18 protein-coding genes are annotated in these 17743 nt (G+C 42.0%); 10 read left to right on the forward strand and 8 right to left on the reverse strand.

What is annotated here, in order from left to right:
- Positions 1 to 208 precede the first annotated feature (208 nt).
- The 5 genes from LZF95_RS12390 to LZF95_RS12410 all read left to right on the forward strand — a co-directional run bounded on the left by LZF95_RS12390 (position 209) and on the right by LZF95_RS12410 (position 4663).
- Complete coding sequence (locus LZF95_RS12390) at positions 209 to 1156, forward strand: acetyl-CoA carboxylase carboxyltransferase subunit alpha (protein ID WP_233755320.1); 948 nt, start codon at positions 209 to 211, stop codon at positions 1154 to 1156.
- Between the two features lie 50 nt (positions 1157 to 1206).
- Positions 1207 to 2046, forward strand: a complete 840-nt coding sequence (locus tag LZF95_RS12395) for an MBL fold metallo-hydrolase (RefSeq protein ID WP_233755321.1) — start codon at positions 1207 to 1209, stop codon at positions 2044 to 2046.
- Positions 2036 to 2839 (forward strand): patatin-like phospholipase family protein, encoded by an 804-nt coding sequence (locus LZF95_RS12400; protein WP_233755322.1) that lies wholly within the window; start codon positions 2036 to 2038, stop codon positions 2837 to 2839. The genes LZF95_RS12395 and LZF95_RS12400 overlap by 11 nt, the downstream gene beginning before the upstream one ends.
- Positions 2836 to 3396, forward strand: coding sequence for a 1-acyl-sn-glycerol-3-phosphate acyltransferase (locus LZF95_RS12405; protein WP_233755323.1), 561 nt, complete (start codon positions 2836 to 2838; stop codon positions 3394 to 3396). Before LZF95_RS12400 ends, LZF95_RS12405 begins: the two co-directional genes overlap by 4 nt.
- 106 nt (positions 3397 to 3502) lie before the next feature.
- Positions 3503 to 4663 (forward strand): DUF4221 family protein, encoded by a 1161-nt coding sequence (locus LZF95_RS12410; protein ID WP_233755324.1) that lies wholly within the window; start codon positions 3503 to 3505, stop codon positions 4661 to 4663.
- 12 nt (positions 4664 to 4675) lie between these two features.
- Here the strand turns inward: LZF95_RS12410 and LZF95_RS12415 are convergent, their stop codons facing one another.
- From LZF95_RS12415 to LZF95_RS12430, 4 genes are all read right to left on the reverse strand, one after another.
- Positions 4676 to 4999, reverse strand: a complete 324-nt coding sequence (locus LZF95_RS12415) for a type II toxin-antitoxin system PemK/MazF family toxin (RefSeq protein WP_233755325.1) — start codon at positions 4997 to 4999, stop codon at positions 4676 to 4678.
- Positions 4996 to 5223: a hypothetical protein gene (locus tag LZF95_RS12420; protein ID WP_233755326.1), complete on the reverse strand. Its 228-nt coding sequence runs from the start codon at positions 5221 to 5223 to the stop codon at positions 4996 to 4998. Before LZF95_RS12420 ends, LZF95_RS12415 begins: the two co-directional genes overlap by 4 nt.
- 115 nt (positions 5224 to 5338) lie before the next feature.
- The gene (locus tag LZF95_RS12425; protein WP_233755327.1) at positions 5339 to 6526 is read right to left on the reverse strand and encodes an aspartate aminotransferase family protein; all 1188 of its coding nucleotides are present in this window, start codon (positions 6524 to 6526) and stop codon (positions 5339 to 5341) included.
- 14 nt (positions 6527 to 6540) lie between these two features.
- The gene (locus LZF95_RS12430) at positions 6541 to 7437 is read right to left on the reverse strand and encodes a class I SAM-dependent methyltransferase (protein ID WP_233755328.1); all 897 of its coding nucleotides are present in this window, start codon (positions 7435 to 7437) and stop codon (positions 6541 to 6543) included.
- Positions 7438 to 7820: 383 nt separating this feature from the next.
- On the opposite strand from LZF95_RS12430, the gene LZF95_RS12435 reads away from it, so the two are divergent.
- The 5 genes from LZF95_RS12435 (at position 7821) to ppk1 (ending at position 14326) form a co-directional block, all read left to right on the forward strand.
- Positions 7821 to 8642: a 1-acyl-sn-glycerol-3-phosphate acyltransferase gene (locus LZF95_RS12435; RefSeq protein WP_233755329.1), complete on the forward strand. Its 822-nt coding sequence runs from the start codon at positions 7821 to 7823 to the stop codon at positions 8640 to 8642.
- Positions 8635 to 9606, forward strand: a complete 972-nt coding sequence (locus LZF95_RS12440; RefSeq protein WP_233755331.1) for a GNAT family N-acetyltransferase — start codon at positions 8635 to 8637, stop codon at positions 9604 to 9606. The genes LZF95_RS12435 and LZF95_RS12440 overlap by 8 nt, the downstream gene beginning before the upstream one ends.
- Positions 9599 to 9970, forward strand: coding sequence for a CoA-binding protein (locus tag LZF95_RS12445; protein ID WP_233755333.1), 372 nt, complete (start codon positions 9599 to 9601; stop codon positions 9968 to 9970). Before LZF95_RS12440 ends, LZF95_RS12445 begins: the two co-directional genes overlap by 8 nt.
- 167 nt (positions 9971 to 10137) lie before the next feature.
- On the forward strand, positions 10138 to 12096 hold the full coding sequence (gyrB, locus tag LZF95_RS12450) for a DNA topoisomerase (ATP-hydrolyzing) subunit B (protein ID WP_233755335.1): 1959 nt from the start codon (positions 10138 to 10140) through the stop codon (positions 12094 to 12096).
- A gap of 106 nt (positions 12097 to 12202) precedes the next feature.
- Positions 12203 to 14326 carry a polyphosphate kinase 1 gene (gene ppk1 / locus LZF95_RS12455; protein WP_233755337.1) on the forward strand — a complete coding sequence of 708 codons (2124 nt, stop codon included), beginning with the start codon at positions 12203 to 12205 and terminating at the stop codon, positions 14324 to 14326.
- Between the two features lie 16 nt (positions 14327 to 14342).
- Here the strand turns inward: ppk1 and LZF95_RS12460 are convergent, their stop codons facing one another.
- From LZF95_RS12460 to LZF95_RS12475, 4 genes are all read right to left on the reverse strand, one after another.
- On the reverse strand, positions 14343 to 15230 hold the full coding sequence (locus tag LZF95_RS12460; RefSeq protein ID WP_233755339.1) for a phosphatase: 888 nt from the start codon (positions 15228 to 15230) through the stop codon (positions 14343 to 14345).
- A 42-nt stretch (positions 15231 to 15272) separates the two neighbouring features.
- A complete protein-coding gene (locus tag LZF95_RS12465; protein WP_233755341.1) occupies positions 15273 to 15485 on the reverse strand; it encodes a hypothetical protein in 213 nt (70 codons plus the stop codon).
- 182 nt (positions 15486 to 15667) lie between these two features.
- A complete protein-coding gene (locus LZF95_RS12470; RefSeq protein WP_233755342.1) occupies positions 15668 to 17449 on the reverse strand; it encodes an SLC13 family permease in 1782 nt (593 codons plus the stop codon).
- A gap of 3 nt (positions 17450 to 17452) precedes the next feature.
- Positions 17453 to 17728: a DUF202 domain-containing protein gene (locus LZF95_RS12475; RefSeq protein WP_233755344.1), complete on the reverse strand. Its 276-nt coding sequence runs from the start codon at positions 17726 to 17728 to the stop codon at positions 17453 to 17455.
- Between the last annotated feature and the right edge of the window lie 15 nt (positions 17729 to 17743).

The raw sequence follows: 17743 nt of genomic DNA on the forward strand, positions 1-17743 counted from the left end.
ATTCAATGCAAAAATCAAGGCATTCAGGGCTCAGTTCAGAGGTGTCACCAACATTGAATTCTTCCTGTTCAGACTATCAAATATCTATGCTTAAAATAACCAGCTCCCCAGCTATTCCGGCTGATCCTGATTTAGCTTATGCTATTCGTTAAAAATTTTAATTCCCACGGGTATATGCTTATCTTTGTTTTTCCCAAAAATCACCAAAATGGTATTAGAATTCGAAAAACCTATAGCTGATTTAGAACAGAAACTTCAGGAAATGAAGGAGTTGGCTACCGGCAGAGATATCGATTTAAGCTCAGATATTGAATCCCTTGAAGATAAAATCCTTGCTTTGAAAAAAGAAACTTTTCAGAATCTTACTCGCTGGCAGCGAGTACAGCTTTCCCGGCATGCCGATAGACCTTATGCGCTGGACTATATCTATGAGATGACCAATGATTTCATCGAACTGCATGGAGATAGGAATGTGGCAGATGACAAGGCGATGGTGGGTGGTCTGGGAGATCTGGATGGCCGCTCCGTGATGTTTATTGGCCAGCAAAAGGGACGAAACACCAAGCAGCGACAGATGCGGAACTTTGGGATGGCAAATCCTGAAGGCTATAGAAAAGCACTTCGCCTGATGAAAATGGCCGAGAAGTTTGGCAAGCCTATCGTCACGCTGATTGATACTCCAGGTGCATTTCCAGGCTTGGAAGCGGAGGAGCGTGGGCAGGGAGAAGCCATAGCCCGGAATATCAAGGAAATGTTTATGCTGAAGGTACCTGTGATCTGCATTATCATCGGCGAAGGTGCGTCTGGTGGAGCTTTGGGCATTGCTATTGGCGACCGGGTTTTGATGTTGGAGAATTCCTGGTATTCTGTTATTTCCCCTGAAAACTGCTCTACCATTCTCTGGAGAAGCTGGGATTATAAGGAACAGGCCGCTGAGGCTTTGAAACTGACGGCGAAAGACATGGAAGGCAATGGTCTGGTGGATGGTATCATCCCTGAGCCACTTGGAGGAGCCCATCGCGACATGAAAAAAATGGCAATCACCTTAAAAGAAGCCATTCTTCATGCGCTGAAAGAGCTGGATAAAATCAAGCCTGAAAAAAGAATTGACCAACGCATCGACAAGTTTTGCTCGATGGGTGTGGTAGTCGAGTAAATTTATAAAGCCCGGATTTCTTACAAAGTCCGGGATTTTTCTTTCATATCATGGAATTATACGTAGTCAATACCGGATTTTTCAAATTGGACGGAGGTGCCATGTTTGGTGTCGTGCCTAAAACACTTTGGTCACGGACTAATCAGGCTGATGAGAATAATCTATGTACCTGGGCTATGAGATCTTTACTGGTCGTCGATGGAAATAGAATTGTCCTTATAGACAATGGAATTGGCGACAAGCAGGAGGCTAAGTTCTTCTCCCATTATTACCTACATGGGGATGATTCTTTGGAGAAGTCTCTGAGGAAACTTGGGGTAGGTGACCATCAGATCACCGATAATTTCTTGACACATCTTCATTTCGATCACTGTGGAGGTGGAGTGAAATATGGTTCCCATGGCCAATATGAACTGACTTTTCCCAGAGCGACTTACTGGTCCAATAAAGACCACTGGCAATGGGCCACTGTACCTAATCCTAGGGAAAAGGCTTCATTTTTAGTGGAGAATATATTGCCAATGCAGGAGCTAGGCCAATTGGATTTTATGGATCTTTCACAGCAGTCATTCCTCCCAGGGTTTGACTTTATTACCGTAGATGGGCATACGGATAAGCAAATGCTTCCCAAGATTCAATACAGAGGAAAAACAGTGGTGTTTGTAGCTGATCTGTTGCCCTCGGTAGGTCACATACCCCTGCCATACGTGATGGGATATGATACCCGCCCTCTGCTTACCATGGACGAAAAAGCCAAGTTTCTGGAAGAGGCTGCCCGGGAAGAATATATTCTGTTCCTGGAACATGATCCAGTGAATGAATGCTGTACTGTGAAAATGACTGACAAAGGCGTACGCTTGGATCAAACATTCAGACTGGATGAAATCTAAACTGAAAATCGGGATTGCACTTTCTGGGGGAGGAGTACGTGGAATATCACATCTGGGAGTCTTAAAAGCCCTCACGGAGTCAGGTATATTCCCCACAGAAGTTTCCGGTACCTCAGCAGGGGCTATTGCCGGGGCTATGTTTTGTCAGGGATATACACCAGATGAGATTCTCAAAATCATAGTAGCCACAAACTATTTTAAATTTCTTCGGCCTGCAGTTTCCTGGACAGGCTTTCTTAAAATGGATTCCGTGAGCACACTTTTCAAACTCTACCTTGATCACGATGATTTTGGGGAGCTGAAGATCCCTTTGACAGTGGCGGCAACAGACATCAAAAAAGGAAAAGTCAGATATTACTCAGAAGGGGAGCTGATCAGGCCTATAATGGCCTCGTCCTGTATCCCTGGCATGTTTGATCCTATCATCATAGGAAAAAGGTACCTGGTGGATGGAGGTATCCTGAACAACCTTCCAGTGGAACCGCTGGATGGGATCTGTGATTATGTCATCGGTGTGAACTGTAACCAGCTTCCTGAAGAAGCCAATATCAGCAATATGAAAAAGCTGATAGAACGATCGGTGATAATGTCTATGAACTATAATGTCTATAGCCGTAAGTCCAAGTGTGATTTTTTTATAGAACCGCCTGGGCTTGGACGATATGGGGTTTTTGATATTAAAAAAGCCCCCGAACTATTTGCCGTGGGCTATGAACATACGATGAAATTTATTGAAAATAATCCTTCAATTTTGGAACTGGCAGTGAAAGGTACTAAATCTAAGAAAGCATGATGAAGTTTTTGTCCCGTATTGTGTTTTGGATATCAGGGTGGTCTTTGAACAACCAATGGCCTGATGGAGTAAAAAAGGCTGTGCTTATCGCTATTCCCCACACATCCAATTGGGATATACTCTATGCGCGGTCCGCTTTTTTCCTGATGGATATCCCAGTGCGGTTTACCATAAAAAAGGAAGTAATGGTGGGGCCTTTAGGGTGGTTGCTGAAGGGACTGGGAGCTATCTCCATAGACAGAAAACGGGTACCTGGAGGCAGGAAGCAGACCTATACAGAATCCATGGTATCCATGCTCAAAGAACGTGATGAGCTGGTAATTATGGTTACACCTGAAGGTACAAGGAGTCAGGTGAAAAAATGGAAATCAGGATTCTATCATATCGCACTTGGGGCAAATGTCCCGATTATAGTTGGGTATCTGGACTATAAGAAGAAAGAAGCAGGTATCGGGCCTGTCGTCTATCCGGATGGCAATATGGATGCCCAGATCGAAGAACTGAAAGTATTTGGCAGAACTGTGACAGGAAAGCATCCAGAGAAAGGCATTTTATAGATTTTCAGGATTTAACTTTTTGTAACATGCATAAATGAAATAGTAGTTTGAATTCAATTAACTTTTGGTATCTGAAGTTTTTTAGTTGAATTTAACCTGTGATTTTATGAGAATAGTTGTTGCTGTTTCGACTTTCCTGATTGTTTGTTCATGTGCCTCGAAAGGAGAAAAAAAGCAAGTAGTTTCGGGTCAAATCAGAGTTTCCTTAGACACTGTGCTAGTAGATTCAGGTGATGAGTTTCTTTATTTACAAGATCAACTTTATTATTCTAGTCTATCTACCGATAAAAGCTATCTGGTCAATTTTAATAGACAAGATTTTACCACGGAGAAGATTGATCTAAATGAACTTAGACTTTTAGAGAAGGTTCAATTCGAAAAAGAAGGTCCTAATGGCGTACTTAACTTGGGTAACTATGTTTCACACTTCTCTCTTTTGTCGGATGGAAATATACTTTTCTGGGATTATTTTATGTACAAAGTTTTTGATGAAAATGGACAATTAGTCAGGGATTTGGCACTGGATAAAATTGCTCCTGAATTCCTTGGAACTGATGAATACTATGCAGGAGCATTTTTTCAAGTTGAAAATAATTCAGATAGGCTTATTGCATTTATTTTTCATTGGGAGAGTGGATCTCGCCTGATACTTGATTTTGATTTGAAAGATCAAACTTTTGAAAAGATAGAGTTGCCAGAATTAGAGAAACTAAATGAGTTCAATGTTAATCTATTGTATGAAGGAACTCCAGCTGGAAGCTATGGGCCAAGTGCCAAAGCTATAAGTGTGAATGGGCAAATTGTTATTAGTAATACTGCCTTCAATGAAGTGCTGATTTTTGATTTGGAAAAAGACAGTCTTTATACGAAAAGCTGGAATACACATTTATTGGCCGATAAGAAGAGTTATGTGCCACCAAAAGAAGTTGAAAGAAGTTCTGGTCAATTGAAGGAAATTATTAAAAAAAATGAGGAAGACCTTAATTACAAATCTTTTTTTTGGGATGAGAAAAATGAACGTTTTTTCAGGTTTTCAGAAAGAATGCATTTTGGGGAAGAACTCAATGGTTACGGAGATTATGTATCGACCGGATCGGATACTTTTTTAAGCGTATTTGATAAGGACTTCAATCTAATTGCTGAAGCAAAAATATCAGAACTGGATAAGCTTCCAGTAACTTACTTTACTAAAGATGGGGACATCTGGATGTTTGAAAATATAGATGACGAACTGGCTTTTGTGATTGTGTCGATTGAAGATGCGTAAGTTTTCGTATGCTTAGAAGCTAAGGGAAAAAGCATTTATAAGTTTCAAATCCACTTCCTTAAGAGTAGTTTCTGAAGCAATGCCTAATTTACCTAAAACTATGTTTTTATCTAAAGTGGCAATTTTCGATACACGGATTACTGATTTTTTCTTTAGGCCATTTTCTACATCTGGAAGAATTAGAAGGTCTAAATCTGAAATTTCATTTAGCTGAGTGGTGATAAAGGCAACAGTTACATCCAAATCTGTTGCAAGTAGAACTAAGGCAGATCTGTTTTTTTGGCCTGTTAAATCCGTGAATGGGAAGGGTACAAGGATTATATCGCCTTTGGTCACTTGTACCTAACTTTTAAATCCTCTACGGTATAGATATCCTCCTCTTTTTCCAGAAATCTATATGGTTTACCTTCTCTTACTAATTTTGTGATGCCTTCCTGAAGTGTTTTATCTTCCATTTTTTTCAGGATAAAATCAGCAAACTCATTTACCTCCTGAATTTTCTCAATTGGAAGTTTTTCTAAAATATGGACTGTCTTTCCGATTAAATCCTTTTTAGACATAATTATGATATTTAGCATTTCAAGTTAACCAAAATCATTAAACAAAAGGAAATTCCGCAGTTGTTTAGGATTCACGGTATTAGACGTTCCTAACTTAATACGTAAATCTACAGTATCAGGGTGTAAATTCGGTAATAGCCCTTAAAATCACATCACAGGCTTCATGAATTTCCGCTTTACTGATCGTGAGAGGAGGGGCTATTCGCATGGCATCGTCGCAGAATAAAAACCAGTCGGTGATTACCCCGAGTTCTGTAGCCCGGTCAATAATAGGCTTCAGCACATCAAATGACTTGAATTCAACAGCCATCAACAGGCCTTTGTTTCTGATGCCTACGATAGCTGGATGAACCAAAAGTGTCTTGAACAATTCAGCTTTCTCTTCTACTTGTTCAATAAGTTTTTCTTCTTGCAGGATTTGAATGGTTGCCAATGATGCCGCCGAGCTGACCGGATGTCCACCAAATGTAGTAATATGGCCAAGGATCGGATTGTTTTTAAACACTCCCATTACTTCCTTGTTGGCAATAAAGGCTCCTATAGGCATACCTCCGCCCATTCCTTTGGCACAGACCAAAATATCAGGTACTATCCCAAAGTGTTCAAAAGCCCAGAATTTCCCTGTCCTGCCAAAGCCGCACTGGACTTCATCCAGAATAAGCAAAGTCCCCGTTTCATCACACCGTTTTCGCAAGGCTTGGAAATAATCTCTGCTTGCAACCCGGATTCCCGCCTCACCCTGCACTGTCTCAATCAATACTGCTGCGGTGTGAGAATTAATACTGTCTAGATCTGAGATCTCCCCATAATGAATATGACTTACGCCTGGAAGCAAAGGTCGATAGGCCTGCTTGAAAATCTCATTTCCCCCCACGCTCAATGAACCATGAGAACTTCCATGGTAGGCATTTACACAGGATATTAGATTTGGCCTTCCGGTATAGCGCTTGGCTAGTTTTAAAGCGCCTTCTATTGCTTCGCTTCCGCTATTGACAAGATAGACGTTGTCCAGCTTCTCGGGAAGGGTATCGCAAAGTGCTTTTGCAAGCATGGACTGTGGACTTTGCACAAATTCTCCGTACACCATCAGATGTAGGTATTTATCCAGCTGTTCTTGAATGGCATTCAAAACCCTTGGATGCCTATGTCCCACGTTGCTTACTCCTATGCCGGATATCAGATCGATGTATTTTTCGCCCTTAGGCCCAAAAAGATAAATTCCTTCCGCTTTTTCCACTTCGATCATCAAAGGGAAATCCGTCGTCTGTGCTAAGTGCTGTAGGAAGAGTTGTCGGTTATTCATTACTAATGTTTAGATCAAAAGCTGGAAAATCTAAAGAATATTCCCAGGGGTAATTTTTTATCCTGGTTATCCTTCAGGTAGAGTTCCCCATGTTCGGCGTTCCGCACGTCAGTGAAGGTCGTGTTGATAAGGTTTGCGGCGATCAGGGAAGAAAAGCTAAGAGAATACATATTCAGCAATAGAAAATGGTCTTTTGGATCCAGGATTTCCGCACAGACTTTAAGCATTTCGTTGATTTGCTCTTCCAGCACCCACTTTTCTCCATCAGGGCCGCGGCCATAGGCAGGAGGATCCAGGATGATACCATGGTATTTGTTGCCCCGGCGGGCTTCTCTTTTGATGAATTTCATGGCATCATCCACGATCCATCGGATGTCGGTTTGTCCGGAGGATTCCATATTATGACGGGACCAGGTTACTACCTGCTTTACAGAGTCCAGGTGAGTCACATCCGCACCGGCAGCTTTAGCGGCCACACTTGCAGCACCTGTATAGGCAAATAGATTGAGTACTTTAGGTTGTGTACCGGGAAATCTCTTGATGGTTTTGTACAGGTAATCCCAGTTTACCGCTTGTTCAGGGAAGAGGCCAATATGCTTGAAGGAAGTTTGGGCTAGGTTCAGTTTTAGTTTCAACCCATCTTCATTCGCATATTCTATAGCCCAGTTGTGCGGCATTTTCTTGAGTTGTTCCCAGTTCCCCTTCTCAGGATTGCTTTTTTCCTTTGCAAAATGTGCATGGGTCATACTTTTCCAATCACTTTCAGGAAGGGTTTTGTCCCAGATAGCCTGAGGCTCAGGTCTGCTGAGGATGAAGTCTCCAAACCGCTCCAATTTCTCAAATCCACCGGTGTCAATGAGTTCATAATCTTTCCAAAGTCCTGGGCAAAGCGATAGTATGGATTCGTTCATGGGATGTGTTTTTCAGTCTGCAAAAATAGGGAATTAATCGGAGGAGGACAGATCGTGATGCTATGAAGTAGGGCATTTGGATTTTTAAGTTGGACAACTTTGACCTGTTTTGGTTTGGCCGCACAATTTTCTTTACCAGCCTGCTGTGGCAGTGTCTTGCTGAAATTTTAAGCAAAGGAATGAAACCGTATTGATCACAAATTATTAGGCCTAGCTACTATGTATTTAAATTAAGGGTATTGGTTTTCAGGTAGTAACCCCGTACGGCTGATTGATTCTGAATGTTAAATCTGTTTTTTTGTACTTTTGGGCTTATTTTGATGACAAACAAGAACTAGTTCTGCTGTTTTGAATCATCCAAGTAGTCACCCTGGGAAGTTACCATGTCAAAGAAATTCATCGATATAGAAAAAGCCATAGCTTCTAAAAATCCAAAGCTTTTGAAGTGGATGCCTGGCTTTTTACTGAACTATATCAAGCGAGTGACTCATGAAGATTGGATGAATGATGTGCTGGACAGAGTGGGGCACTTACATGGAATAGATTTCGCCAATGGGTTGATCAAAGAACTTAACATTCAAGTGGAGTTGGAAGGAGCAGAGAACATTCCCAGGACTGGGGGGATCATCCTAGCTGCCAATCATCCGCTGGGTGGAATAGATGGGATTGCGTTGATTCAGGCAATAGGTCAGGTGCGGGCTGATATACGTTTTTTGGTCAATGACCTGTTGATGGCTTTCAAAAATTTCCATCCCTTATTTATTCCTATTAATAAGCATGGGAGAAATTCCGCAGATACTTTGGCCGCTATAGATTCTGTCTATTCAGGTTCTTATGCGGTGTTGATTTTTCCTGCAGGACTTGTTTCAAGAAAGCTTGATTCCGGAATCCGGGATTTGGAATGGAAAAAGAGCTTTGTAAGCAAAGCGAAGAAATACAAAAAAGATATATTACCTTGTTTTATAGGAGGAAAAAATTCCAGATTTTTCTACAATTTGGCTTATTGGAGAAAGAAAATCGGTATTAAAGCCAATATTGAGATGTTCTACCTAGCTGACGAATTGTATAAGCAGCAAGGGCAGAAAGTCGTGATCAGGGTAGGTGAACAGATTTCCTATCAGAGCTTGGATTCCTCCAAAACGGATGGACAATGGGCTGATCATGTGAAGGATATAGTTTACGAACTAGGCAAAAAGAATGAATAATAAAGAAGCAGAAATAATTCCGGCAATTGACAAAGAACTAATAAAGGCTGAGTTGGTGCCGGACCGTTTTTTACGCTACACCAATAACGGGGATAATTTGGTTTACCTTGTGAATTTCCATAATTCCCCAAATGTGGTCAGAGAAATCGGAAGGTTACGGGAACTTACATTCAGGGCAGCAGGTGGGGGAACAGGCCTGGAACTGGACCTGGACGAAAACGATGTCTGTGAGAATTGCTATGAGCAATTAGTCACCTGGAATCCCGAAGATGAGGAAATTGTTGCAGGGTATCGACTGATCAATTGCAAAAACTCTGTCAAGGCAGATGGTACTTTGAATCTCTCGACTACCCATTTGTTTGATTTTTCAGATCGCTTTATAAAAGATTATATTCCCTTTACTATAGAATTGGGACGTTCCTTTGTTCAGCCTAAGTATCAACCAGCGCTGGATAATAGGAAGGGGATATTCAGTCTGGACAATCTTTGGGATGGTTTGGGGGCAGTGGTATTGATGAATCCAGAGGTAAAATACCTCTTTGGGAAAGTGACCATGTATCCGCATTTCAACAGAGAGGCAAGGGATTTGTTGCTTATGTTTATGAATTACTATTTTCCGGACAAAGAAGGACTGGTCAAGCCAAAGGATGAACTGAGGTTAGGTTACGATACAGATCTTCCAAATGCTGGAAATCCATTCGAAGACCTGGAATACAAAGAAGGATATAAACTGCTGAATGGTAGAATAAGGACCTATGGTGAGAATATACCGCCACTGATCAATACCTATATGAATCTATCTCCTACAATGATGACGTTTGGTACTGCCCTTAATGATGAATTTGGTGAGGTGGAGGAAACGGGCATATTGATCACGTTGGCGGATATCTATGAAACCAAAAAACATAGGCACATGGATACCTTTGAGCGTGACAGAATATTTGGTAGCAGAGAAGATGTCTGATAAACTTACATTGATAGTCGGGGCCACAACCAATCCTGGCCGATATGCTTATTTTGCGGCCAGTAGATTAGCTGATGCAGGCATTCCTTTCATTCCGATTGGAATCAAATCCGGCGAGGTTTTTGGGGAAAAGATCCTGGATATTCGGACTAAGCCCGAACTAAAAAGCATCCATACCATCACGCTATATCTGGGGCCTGTAAATCAACAAGAATGGATTGATTATCTGATAGGATTAAAACCCAAACGGATTATTTTCAATCCGGGAACAGAAAACCCTGTCTTTTTCGAAAAGGCAAAAGCTCAGGGTATTGAGGTGCTTCCTGCATGTACACTGGTAATGCTAGGTTCAGGTCAGTATTGACAGGGCAGAAACAGGCATTTTCTGGGATAGATTTATCTAGCGGTATTTGTGAAACCCGGTACTTCGAAAAGCTGTGTAGAGTCACTTTTTTTTACTATCTTGCCACATCTAAAAAAGAACTTAAAATCACCTTTTTAGACCCCATTTGAGGGTTTTCTCCAAAACATATGAGTGAAGAAAAAGCGAAGAATCCAGCCGAATACGGTGCCGGTAATATCCAGGTATTAGAAGGGCTTGAAGCAGTTCGTAAGAGACCTGCTATGTATATCGGTGACGTAGGCGTCAAGGGGCTCCACCACCTGATCTGGGAAGTTGTTGACAACTCTATAGATGAGGCACTTGCAGGTTACTGCGATACGATTAAAGTCACCGTGAATGAGGACAATTCAATCACGGTAGAAGATAACGGCCGTGGGATCCCAACCGATATGCATGAAAAGGAGAAAAGGTCAGCGCTAGAGGTAGTGTTGACTGTATTGCATGCCGGAGGCAAGTTTGACAAGGATACCTATAAAGTGTCTGGTGGCCTGCATGGCGTGGGGGTTTCCTGTGTGAATGCGCTGTCCACTGATCTGAAAGCCACTGTGTATAGAAATGGGGTGATTACCGAGCAGGAATTTAAAATCGGCGTGCCTCAGTATCCTGCCAGACAAATAGGCACTACCGACCGAAGAGGAACCACTATCCATTTCAAGCCCGATCCAAGCATATTTGCAATCACCGAATACAAATACGAAACTATAGCCAACAGGCTTAGGGAGATGTCCTTTTTGAATGCCGGCATCAGGATATTTCTGACTGATTTACGTGAGACTGAAGATGACGGGTCGGTCAAATCTGACGAATTCTTCTCAGAAGGAGGGTTGGTGGAATTTGTGCAATACCTCGATGTAAGCCGTGAGAAAATCATTGACACGCCTATTTCTATTGATACTGAAAAGAACGGTGTACCGGTACAGGTAGCGATGAACTATAACAGTTCCTATTCTGAAAATGTGGTGTCCTACGTGAATACGATCAATACCTACGAAGGAGGTAGCCACGTGTCCGGGTTTAGACGGGCATTGACCAGGACGTTGAAATCCTACGCCGATAAATCCGGTATGCTGGATAAGTTGAAGATGGAAGTATCGGGTGATGACTTCCGGGAAGGACTGACGGCGGTGATTTCTGTTAAAGTAGCTGAACCTCAATTTGAAGGACAGACCAAGACCAAGTTGGGTAACTCCGATGTAGTGGGTGCCGTGGACAGTGCTGTCTCTGAAGCTTTGCAAACCTGGCTGGAAGAGCATCCTAAAGAAGCGAAAATAATAGTGGGTAAGGTGATCTTGGCCGCTCAGGCGAGACATGCCGCCAGAAAAGCCCGTGAAATGGTACAGCGTAAGAATGTCTTGGGGGGTGGGGGACTTCCTGGCAAGCTTGCCGATTGTGCCAATAGTGATCCTACGGTTTGTGAGTTGTATCTAGTCGAAGGGGACTCAGCGGGAGGATCCGCCAAGCAGGGGAGAGACCGGGATTTTCAGGCAATTTTACCTCTCAAAGGTAAAATCCTGAACGTAGAAAAAGCACACGAGCATAAAATCTACGACAACGAGGAAATAAAGAATATTCTGACCGCATTAGGGGTTAAATTCGGTACGGCAAACGACGATAAAGAACTTGATCTTACTGGCCTACGTTATCACAAAATCATCATCATGACGGATGCTGATATTGATGGGTCTCACATCCGTACGCTGATATTGACATTGTTCTTCCGCTATATGAGATCGCTGATCGAAAATGGTTTTGTTTACATAGCCTTGCCGCCTTTGTATCTATTAAAAAGGGGAAAAGACGAACGGTATTGCTGGACTGAAGAAGAGCGTAAAATCCTCACCGCCGAGATGGCAAAGGATGGGAAGGAAGACAGTGTAGGTATCCAACGATATAAGGGTTTGGGGGAAATGAACCCAGAACAGCTTTGGACTACTACTATGGATCCCAATGTGCGTTCAATCAAACAGGTAAATATAGAATCGGCGGCAGAAGCAGATCATCTGTTCAGCGTGCTGATGGGAGATGAAGTCTCCCCGAGGAGAGAATTTATTGAGAAAAATGCGAAATACGCTAAAATCGATACCTGATCAAAAAAGGGGCGTTTCAGCCCCTTTTTTTAATTGTTAATATATTAGTAAAGCCAAAATATGGAAGCAAAACTTATCTTGCTTCTAAATACTAACCTAGAATGCAATGAAACCGGCAATTGTTGAGAAGTACGATTCTATTATCCAACAGAGTGATTTGGTAAGCCGAGACCTTAGTTGGTTAAAGTTTAACGAGCGTGTTTTGGATCAATCGAAGAAGGTTCACCGGAATGTTTTTGAAAAGCTTAAATTCCTTGCCATTACGGCCTCCAATTTGGATGAGTTTTTTATGATTCGGGTAGGCTCACTCTATAACTACCTGGATTATGACAAGGAAAGGGTGGATTATTCGGGATTGAGAGAGGAGCCATTTAAGATGAAATTAATGGATGAAAGCCATAAGTTTCATATAGAACAGCATGAGCATTTCTCCCAAACCATCATGCCGGAGCTCCAAAGTCAAGGTGTACTGCTTTGCAATATCTCCAAGCTCACGGACAAAGAGCAGGAAAAGGTCCACGATTATTTCGTCAAAGCTATATATCCAATGCTTACGCCCATGGTGTATGATGGCTATCGAACTTTCCCGATCCTGATGAATAAGCTGCTGGTTTTTGGGGTGGTGACCACCAGTCCAGGTGATAGGCAGGATATGCGTAAGATGAGTTTCGTCCAGATTCCGGCCAACATTCCAAGGTTTTTTGAAATCGAGCGCGAAGATTCTCTTTTGCTTATTCCTATAGAGGAGGTTATCAGGGAAAATATTGTTTCACTTTTCAGAAATGTCCAAATAGAAGGAATTAGCCTTTTCCGAATTACCAGAAATGGGGATTTCACATTGGAAGAAAGTGAAGATATGGATGCGAATTTTCTCGAGGAGGTAAAGCGGAAACTCATGGAAAGGAAGAGTGGAAGAGTGGTAAGGATAGAAATAGAAGAGGGATATAGTAAGTGGATGATGAATTCACTTCTGGAAAGATGGAATCTAAAAATGGATTCAGTTTTTCTGGTCAAGAGGGCTAGTTTGATTGATTTTACTGGACTCTGGCAGGTGGTAGGCAATAAGAAATTCCGTGAGCGCTTACCACAGACCCCCGATCCTGTAAAGCCCTTATCTTATCAGGATGAAGGTATTTCGGATATTTTTGATGTGTTGAAAGAGAAGGATATACTTCTTCACCATCCGTACAATAATATTGATTCGATCCTTGATCTGGTAGAAAAAGCATCTGAAGATCCGGATGTGATGGCTATCAAAATGACAATCTATAGACTGGCGAAGGATAGTAGAATCACCAAAGCACTGTTGAAGGCGGCGGAAAACGGAAAACATGTTTCTGTCTTATTCGAAGTGAAAGCAAGATTTGATGAAGAAAACAATATACGCGAAGCCAAAAAGCTACAGAAAGCCGGTTGTTTTGTGATCTATGGGATTTCCCATCTGAAAACCCATACCAAATTACTGTTGATTGTGAGACGTGACGGAGGAGAAATTACCAGGTATGTCCACTTGGGATCGGGGAATTACAATGAAGACACCGCAAGGCTTTATACGGACATAGGCTTGATGACTACCAATGAGGTTCTAGCGAACGATGTGTCTGAATTTTTCAACGTAATTACTGGGCATTCCATGCCTTCTCAGTACAAAAATCTTATCACCGCTCCACGTGAGATGAGAAACCAGCTGATCGAATACATCGAAAAAGAGGCTGAAAATGCCCGAAACGGGCTTCCAAGTGGTATTTTTATCAAAGTGAATTCCCTAGAGGATTCTGAAATAATATATGCGCTCTACCGTGCGTCCCAGTCGGGGGTGACGATTAAGCTTATCGTGCGTGGTATTTGCTGCCTCCGCCCGGGTAGGGTAGGTTTGAGTGAGAACATTGAGGTGCTCTCTATTGTAGGTGACTTCTTGGAACATTCCAGGATTTATTACTTCCACAACAATGGAGATACCCGGACCTATGCTGGAAGTGCGGATATGATGGTCAGGAGCTTTGACAAAAGATTGGAAGCCCTGTTCAAGGTGGAAGCTCCTCTTCTGGAAAAGCAACTGATGAATATACTTTCCTATAATCTTAAGGATAATGTGAATTCTTATGTGATGCAGGAAGACGGATCATACGTGGCAAAACAGGCCGAAGGGGATGAGCCTCAATTCAATGTCCATCGTGAATTCTTCGACCTTGATGCCGACAACGTGATGCAGGTTAGGTTAGTCGAATAACTTACAAAGCCCCGGTTTAAAGGGGCTTTTTTGCTAGATTCCGCTCATAAAGCACCTGGATGATTCCGTCTTTCAGCCCCAAATCAGGTACAATCATTTGTTGTGACTTTGCCACTTTCATCGCACGTTGGTAGATTTTACCCGCAGGTATGATCACATCCGCACGGTCATGGTTCAAATTAAGTTTGTGAACCCGCTCGTCAAACGAGAGTGTTTGCAAGTAGGATAGCACTTCCTCTATTTTTTGATAATCTAAATATCGTTTGTTTTTTCTCGGAAGCGACAGTTCGAAAATTTTATTGATATTCCCTCCGGTCCCAATAGAAATCACCTTTGGGCTATGCTGTAAGTGTTTGATGACGAAATTTTCCATAGCTGTCCAAACAGGATTTGACACCTTGTCTTCCAGCGCGCGCACTGAACCGATCTGAAAGGATTTGGAAGCGACTTTCTCCCTGTTTTTGTAAATATTGAGCTCAGTGCTACCTCCGCCCACATCTATGTGCAGGTAAGTCTTTTCGTCAAAGAACTTGTTGAGTGATTTATTGATTAGCTCAGCCTCTTTATTTCCGTCTATAATGTTGATTTTCAGCCCGATTTCTTCTTTTACTTCTAGGGCTATATCCTTGCCATTGATACTTTCCCGCATAGCTGAGGTGGCACAGGCCATGTAATCATCCACTTCATAAAGATCTATTAGGATCTTAAATGCCTTCATCAACTTCACGAATTTTCTTCGGTTGATATCAGAAATTTTTTGACTATGGAATACATCCTGGCCCAGGCGTAGCGGAAACCTTAAATATTCAAGTTTCTTGAATTTAGTAACTCCTTCATATAGTGAGATGCTGGTGATTTGCATCCTTATGGCATTTGAACCAATATCTACTGCTGCGAATTTCAAACTAAGTGGGGAATAAGTTATGTTAAAAAACAAAAGCTGAATTTACTTTCTTTTTTGCGAAACAACCAGCAGGATCACGCCAGCTGCCAATACGATCCCCCCTGTATAGGTAGGCCAATTTACCTCCCGTTTTTTATCGGCACTTATCTGGATCGGGCCTGCGTCGATTACTTTTTCTTTTGTGGTAAAAGAAAAGCTGCTGCTGAAAAGCATAAATATTCCTGCGATGATCAATACTATGCTGAGGATTTTCATGGTTTTTTATAGGTGCTAGGGTGCAAATAAACTTTTAAGTAGAGCTTGCTGAAAAAAACAGAAATAGACCAAAAGCATCATATTGAAAGATTGACCCATTTTTTATGCGTACGGTTTTTTAGCAAGTCCCATCTATATGAGTTTAATATTTACTCAGTAATAGTGCCATTTTGTTAGCCCTTCTAAAAGGGAAAGAAAAAAGGAATCCCTATCGTCGCTACCAGCCATAGAAGGAGGTTTAAAGGTGTGCCTATCTTCACGTAATCACTAAATCTATAATTTCCTGGAGTATAGATCATGGCATTGGTCTGGTATCCCATGGGAGTCATAAAACTCAGACTTGCTGCAAAAGTCACTGCCATGAGCATAGGTCTGGAATCTACCTGTAAGGCAGCGGCTATGCTGATTGCAATTGGAGCAAGTAGTGCCGCAGTTGCATTATTGGACATCACATTTGTCATCATAAAAGTCAGAACGAATAAGGCACTCATCACCGCTCTAGGCCCAAAATCACCTACCGTGTCCACAATTGATGCGCCGATTAATTCGGCTCCACCTGTTTTTTGAAGTGCCGTACCCATGGATAACACTCCCGCAAGCATTAAGACTACTTTCCAATCGATGGCTTTATAAGCTTGTTCGGTACTTAATGATCCTATCATTATAAGTGCTATAGCTCCTGCCACTGCCGTAACGACTATAGGAAAAACCTCAAAGGATGCCAAACCTATCACAAGAGCCAGGACTACTAGGGTCAATATACTTCTGAGCTTTTTAATAGGTTGCTGTTTAGTTTCTGAGAGTAGCAATAAGTCCTCACTGTTTTCTATACTTTGTATAGAATCTTCTGTGGCTCTCAGAAGCAGAATGTCTCCAGCCCTTAACGCTGTTCTGGATAACAGGGAATCGAGCATATCTGACCTATGCCTGATTCCGATTACCAGCACCTGATTATATAGTTTTTTGAAATTCAGTCCTTTGATACTTTTATTTACCAAGAATGAATTAGGAGTGACCAGTGCTTCATAGAGCCTTTCCTCCTCATCAGTGATGTTCTCTTCATCCCATTTTAGATCAGCTTTAAGTTCGATCCCGGTGGTGGACTTGATTTTTTCCAAAGCCTCTTTGTCACAGTTGACCCGGATGATGTCGCCTACCTGAATGGATGTATTTGGATATACCCGTACCTTCCTACCGTCAGATCGGATAATCTGCAGTGGCTTTATGGGGAATTTGTTAAAAAGTTCCTGCTTGTAAAGAGGCTCATTTATTTGCCCATATTCAGCTAGGATTACTAATTCAGATAGGTAGTTTCCCAACTGGATACTTTCTCCTAAATCTGTTTTGGCTTTTCTGTTGGGGGTAAGCCACCTTCCTATGGTCAGCATATAGATCAGTCCAATAGCGAAAAACACCATGCCCATCAAGCTCATTTCAAAAACCCCAAAAGAAGGTAATCCCGCTTTAGCTGCTATACCGCTAACCAGAATATTGGTACTTGTTCCTAGCAATGTACAAATGCCGCCCATCAGCGCGCCAAAGGATAATGGCATGAGCAATTTGGAGGGAGGAATGTTGTTGGTTTTGTCCAGGCGGATAACTGCTGGCATGAGCAATGCCACTACAGCGGTGTCACTGATGAAAGCCGAGAGAAACCCGGCCGTGAGCATTAAGCTTAAAAGAAGATAGCTTTCGCCTTTCTGAGCCTGTGTGCTTAGTCTATGAGTGAAATTTTCAAGAAGGCCTGTGTGGAAAATCGCAGCAGACACCACAAACATGGCAGCAACAGTAATGGTAGCCGGATTGGAAAATCCAGCCAAGCCCTCCTCCACATTTAGGATTCCTGTGAGTAAAAAGGCCGCCATCACCCCGATAGATACAGTATCTATGGTGAATTTCTCTGTTAAAAAAAGAATAATGGCGATTCCGATAATTGAAAAAACCAAACCTATTTCAAAGGTCATAAATCACATTTTTAAATAATTGCCCTTTTTGAGCTTTGCGCGAACGCGGTAAAAACTCAAGAATCCTATGATCAAAAATAAAATGCTCAATCCAAATGCCAAGTACCCTAAATCTCTCACATGATCAAGTTCTTTCACTTCAAAGAGTGCCGTTCCCGATACTAAAAAGTAAAGGGATGTTCTGATAAATGATAATAAAGTTCTGTTATTTGCCAATGTTGTGCGCTGTCTGGCTAAATAATCCCGAATTATTAATTCTCTTTCCAAGTCATTTTCCATATTTGCATTGTATTT

It is taken from the genome of Algoriphagus sp. AGSA1 (assembly GCF_021390545.1).
Lineage (GTDB): Bacteria > Bacteroidota > Bacteroidia > Cytophagales > Cyclobacteriaceae > Algoriphagus.

What these genes read in the sequence shown, in the direction of transcription:
- LZF95_RS12435 (WP_233755329.1), top strand. Translation starts at nt 7,821, where the DNA reads ATGTCAAAGAAATTCATCGATATAGAAAAAGCCATAGCTTCTAAAAAT.
- LZF95_RS12445 (WP_233755333.1), top strand. Translation starts at nt 9,599, where the DNA reads ATGTCTGATAAACTTACATTGATAGTCGGGGCCACAACCAATCCTGGC.
- LZF95_RS12430 (WP_233755328.1), bottom strand. Translation starts at nt 7,437, where the DNA reads ATGAACGAATCCATACTATCGCTTTGCCCAGGACTTTGGAAAGATTAT.
- LZF95_RS12420 (WP_233755326.1), bottom strand. Translation starts at nt 5,223, where the DNA reads ATGTCTAAAAAGGATTTAATCGGAAAGACAGTCCATATTTTAGAAAAA.
- ppk1 (WP_233755337.1), top strand. Translation starts at nt 12,203, where the DNA reads ATGAAACCGGCAATTGTTGAGAAGTACGATTCTATTATCCAACAGAGT.
- LZF95_RS12470 (WP_233755342.1), bottom strand. Translation starts at nt 17,449, where the DNA reads ATGACCTTTGAAATAGGTTTGGTTTTTTCAATTATCGGAATCGCCATT.
- gyrB (WP_233755335.1), top strand. Translation starts at nt 10,138, where the DNA reads ATGAGTGAAGAAAAAGCGAAGAATCCAGCCGAATACGGTGCCGGTAAT.
- LZF95_RS12405 (WP_233755323.1), top strand. Translation starts at nt 2,836, where the DNA reads ATGATGAAGTTTTTGTCCCGTATTGTGTTTTGGATATCAGGGTGGTCT.
- LZF95_RS12440 (WP_233755331.1), top strand. Translation starts at nt 8,635, where the DNA reads ATGAATAATAAAGAAGCAGAAATAATTCCGGCAATTGACAAAGAACTA.
- LZF95_RS12465 (WP_233755341.1), bottom strand. Translation starts at nt 15,485, where the DNA reads ATGAAAATCCTCAGCATAGTATTGATCATCGCAGGAATATTTATGCTT.
- LZF95_RS12425 (WP_233755327.1), bottom strand. Translation starts at nt 6,526, where the DNA reads ATGAATAACCGACAACTCTTCCTACAGCACTTAGCACAGACGACGGAT.
- LZF95_RS12400 (WP_233755322.1), top strand. Translation starts at nt 2,036, where the DNA reads ATGAAATCTAAACTGAAAATCGGGATTGCACTTTCTGGGGGAGGAGTA.
- LZF95_RS12390 (WP_233755320.1), top strand. Translation starts at nt 209, where the DNA reads ATGGTATTAGAATTCGAAAAACCTATAGCTGATTTAGAACAGAAACTT.
- LZF95_RS12410 (WP_233755324.1), top strand. Translation starts at nt 3,503, where the DNA reads ATGAGAATAGTTGTTGCTGTTTCGACTTTCCTGATTGTTTGTTCATGT.
- LZF95_RS12395 (WP_233755321.1), top strand. Translation starts at nt 1,207, where the DNA reads ATGGAATTATACGTAGTCAATACCGGATTTTTCAAATTGGACGGAGGT.
- LZF95_RS12475 (WP_233755344.1), bottom strand. Translation starts at nt 17,728, where the DNA reads ATGGAAAATGACTTGGAAAGAGAATTAATAATTCGGGATTATTTAGCC.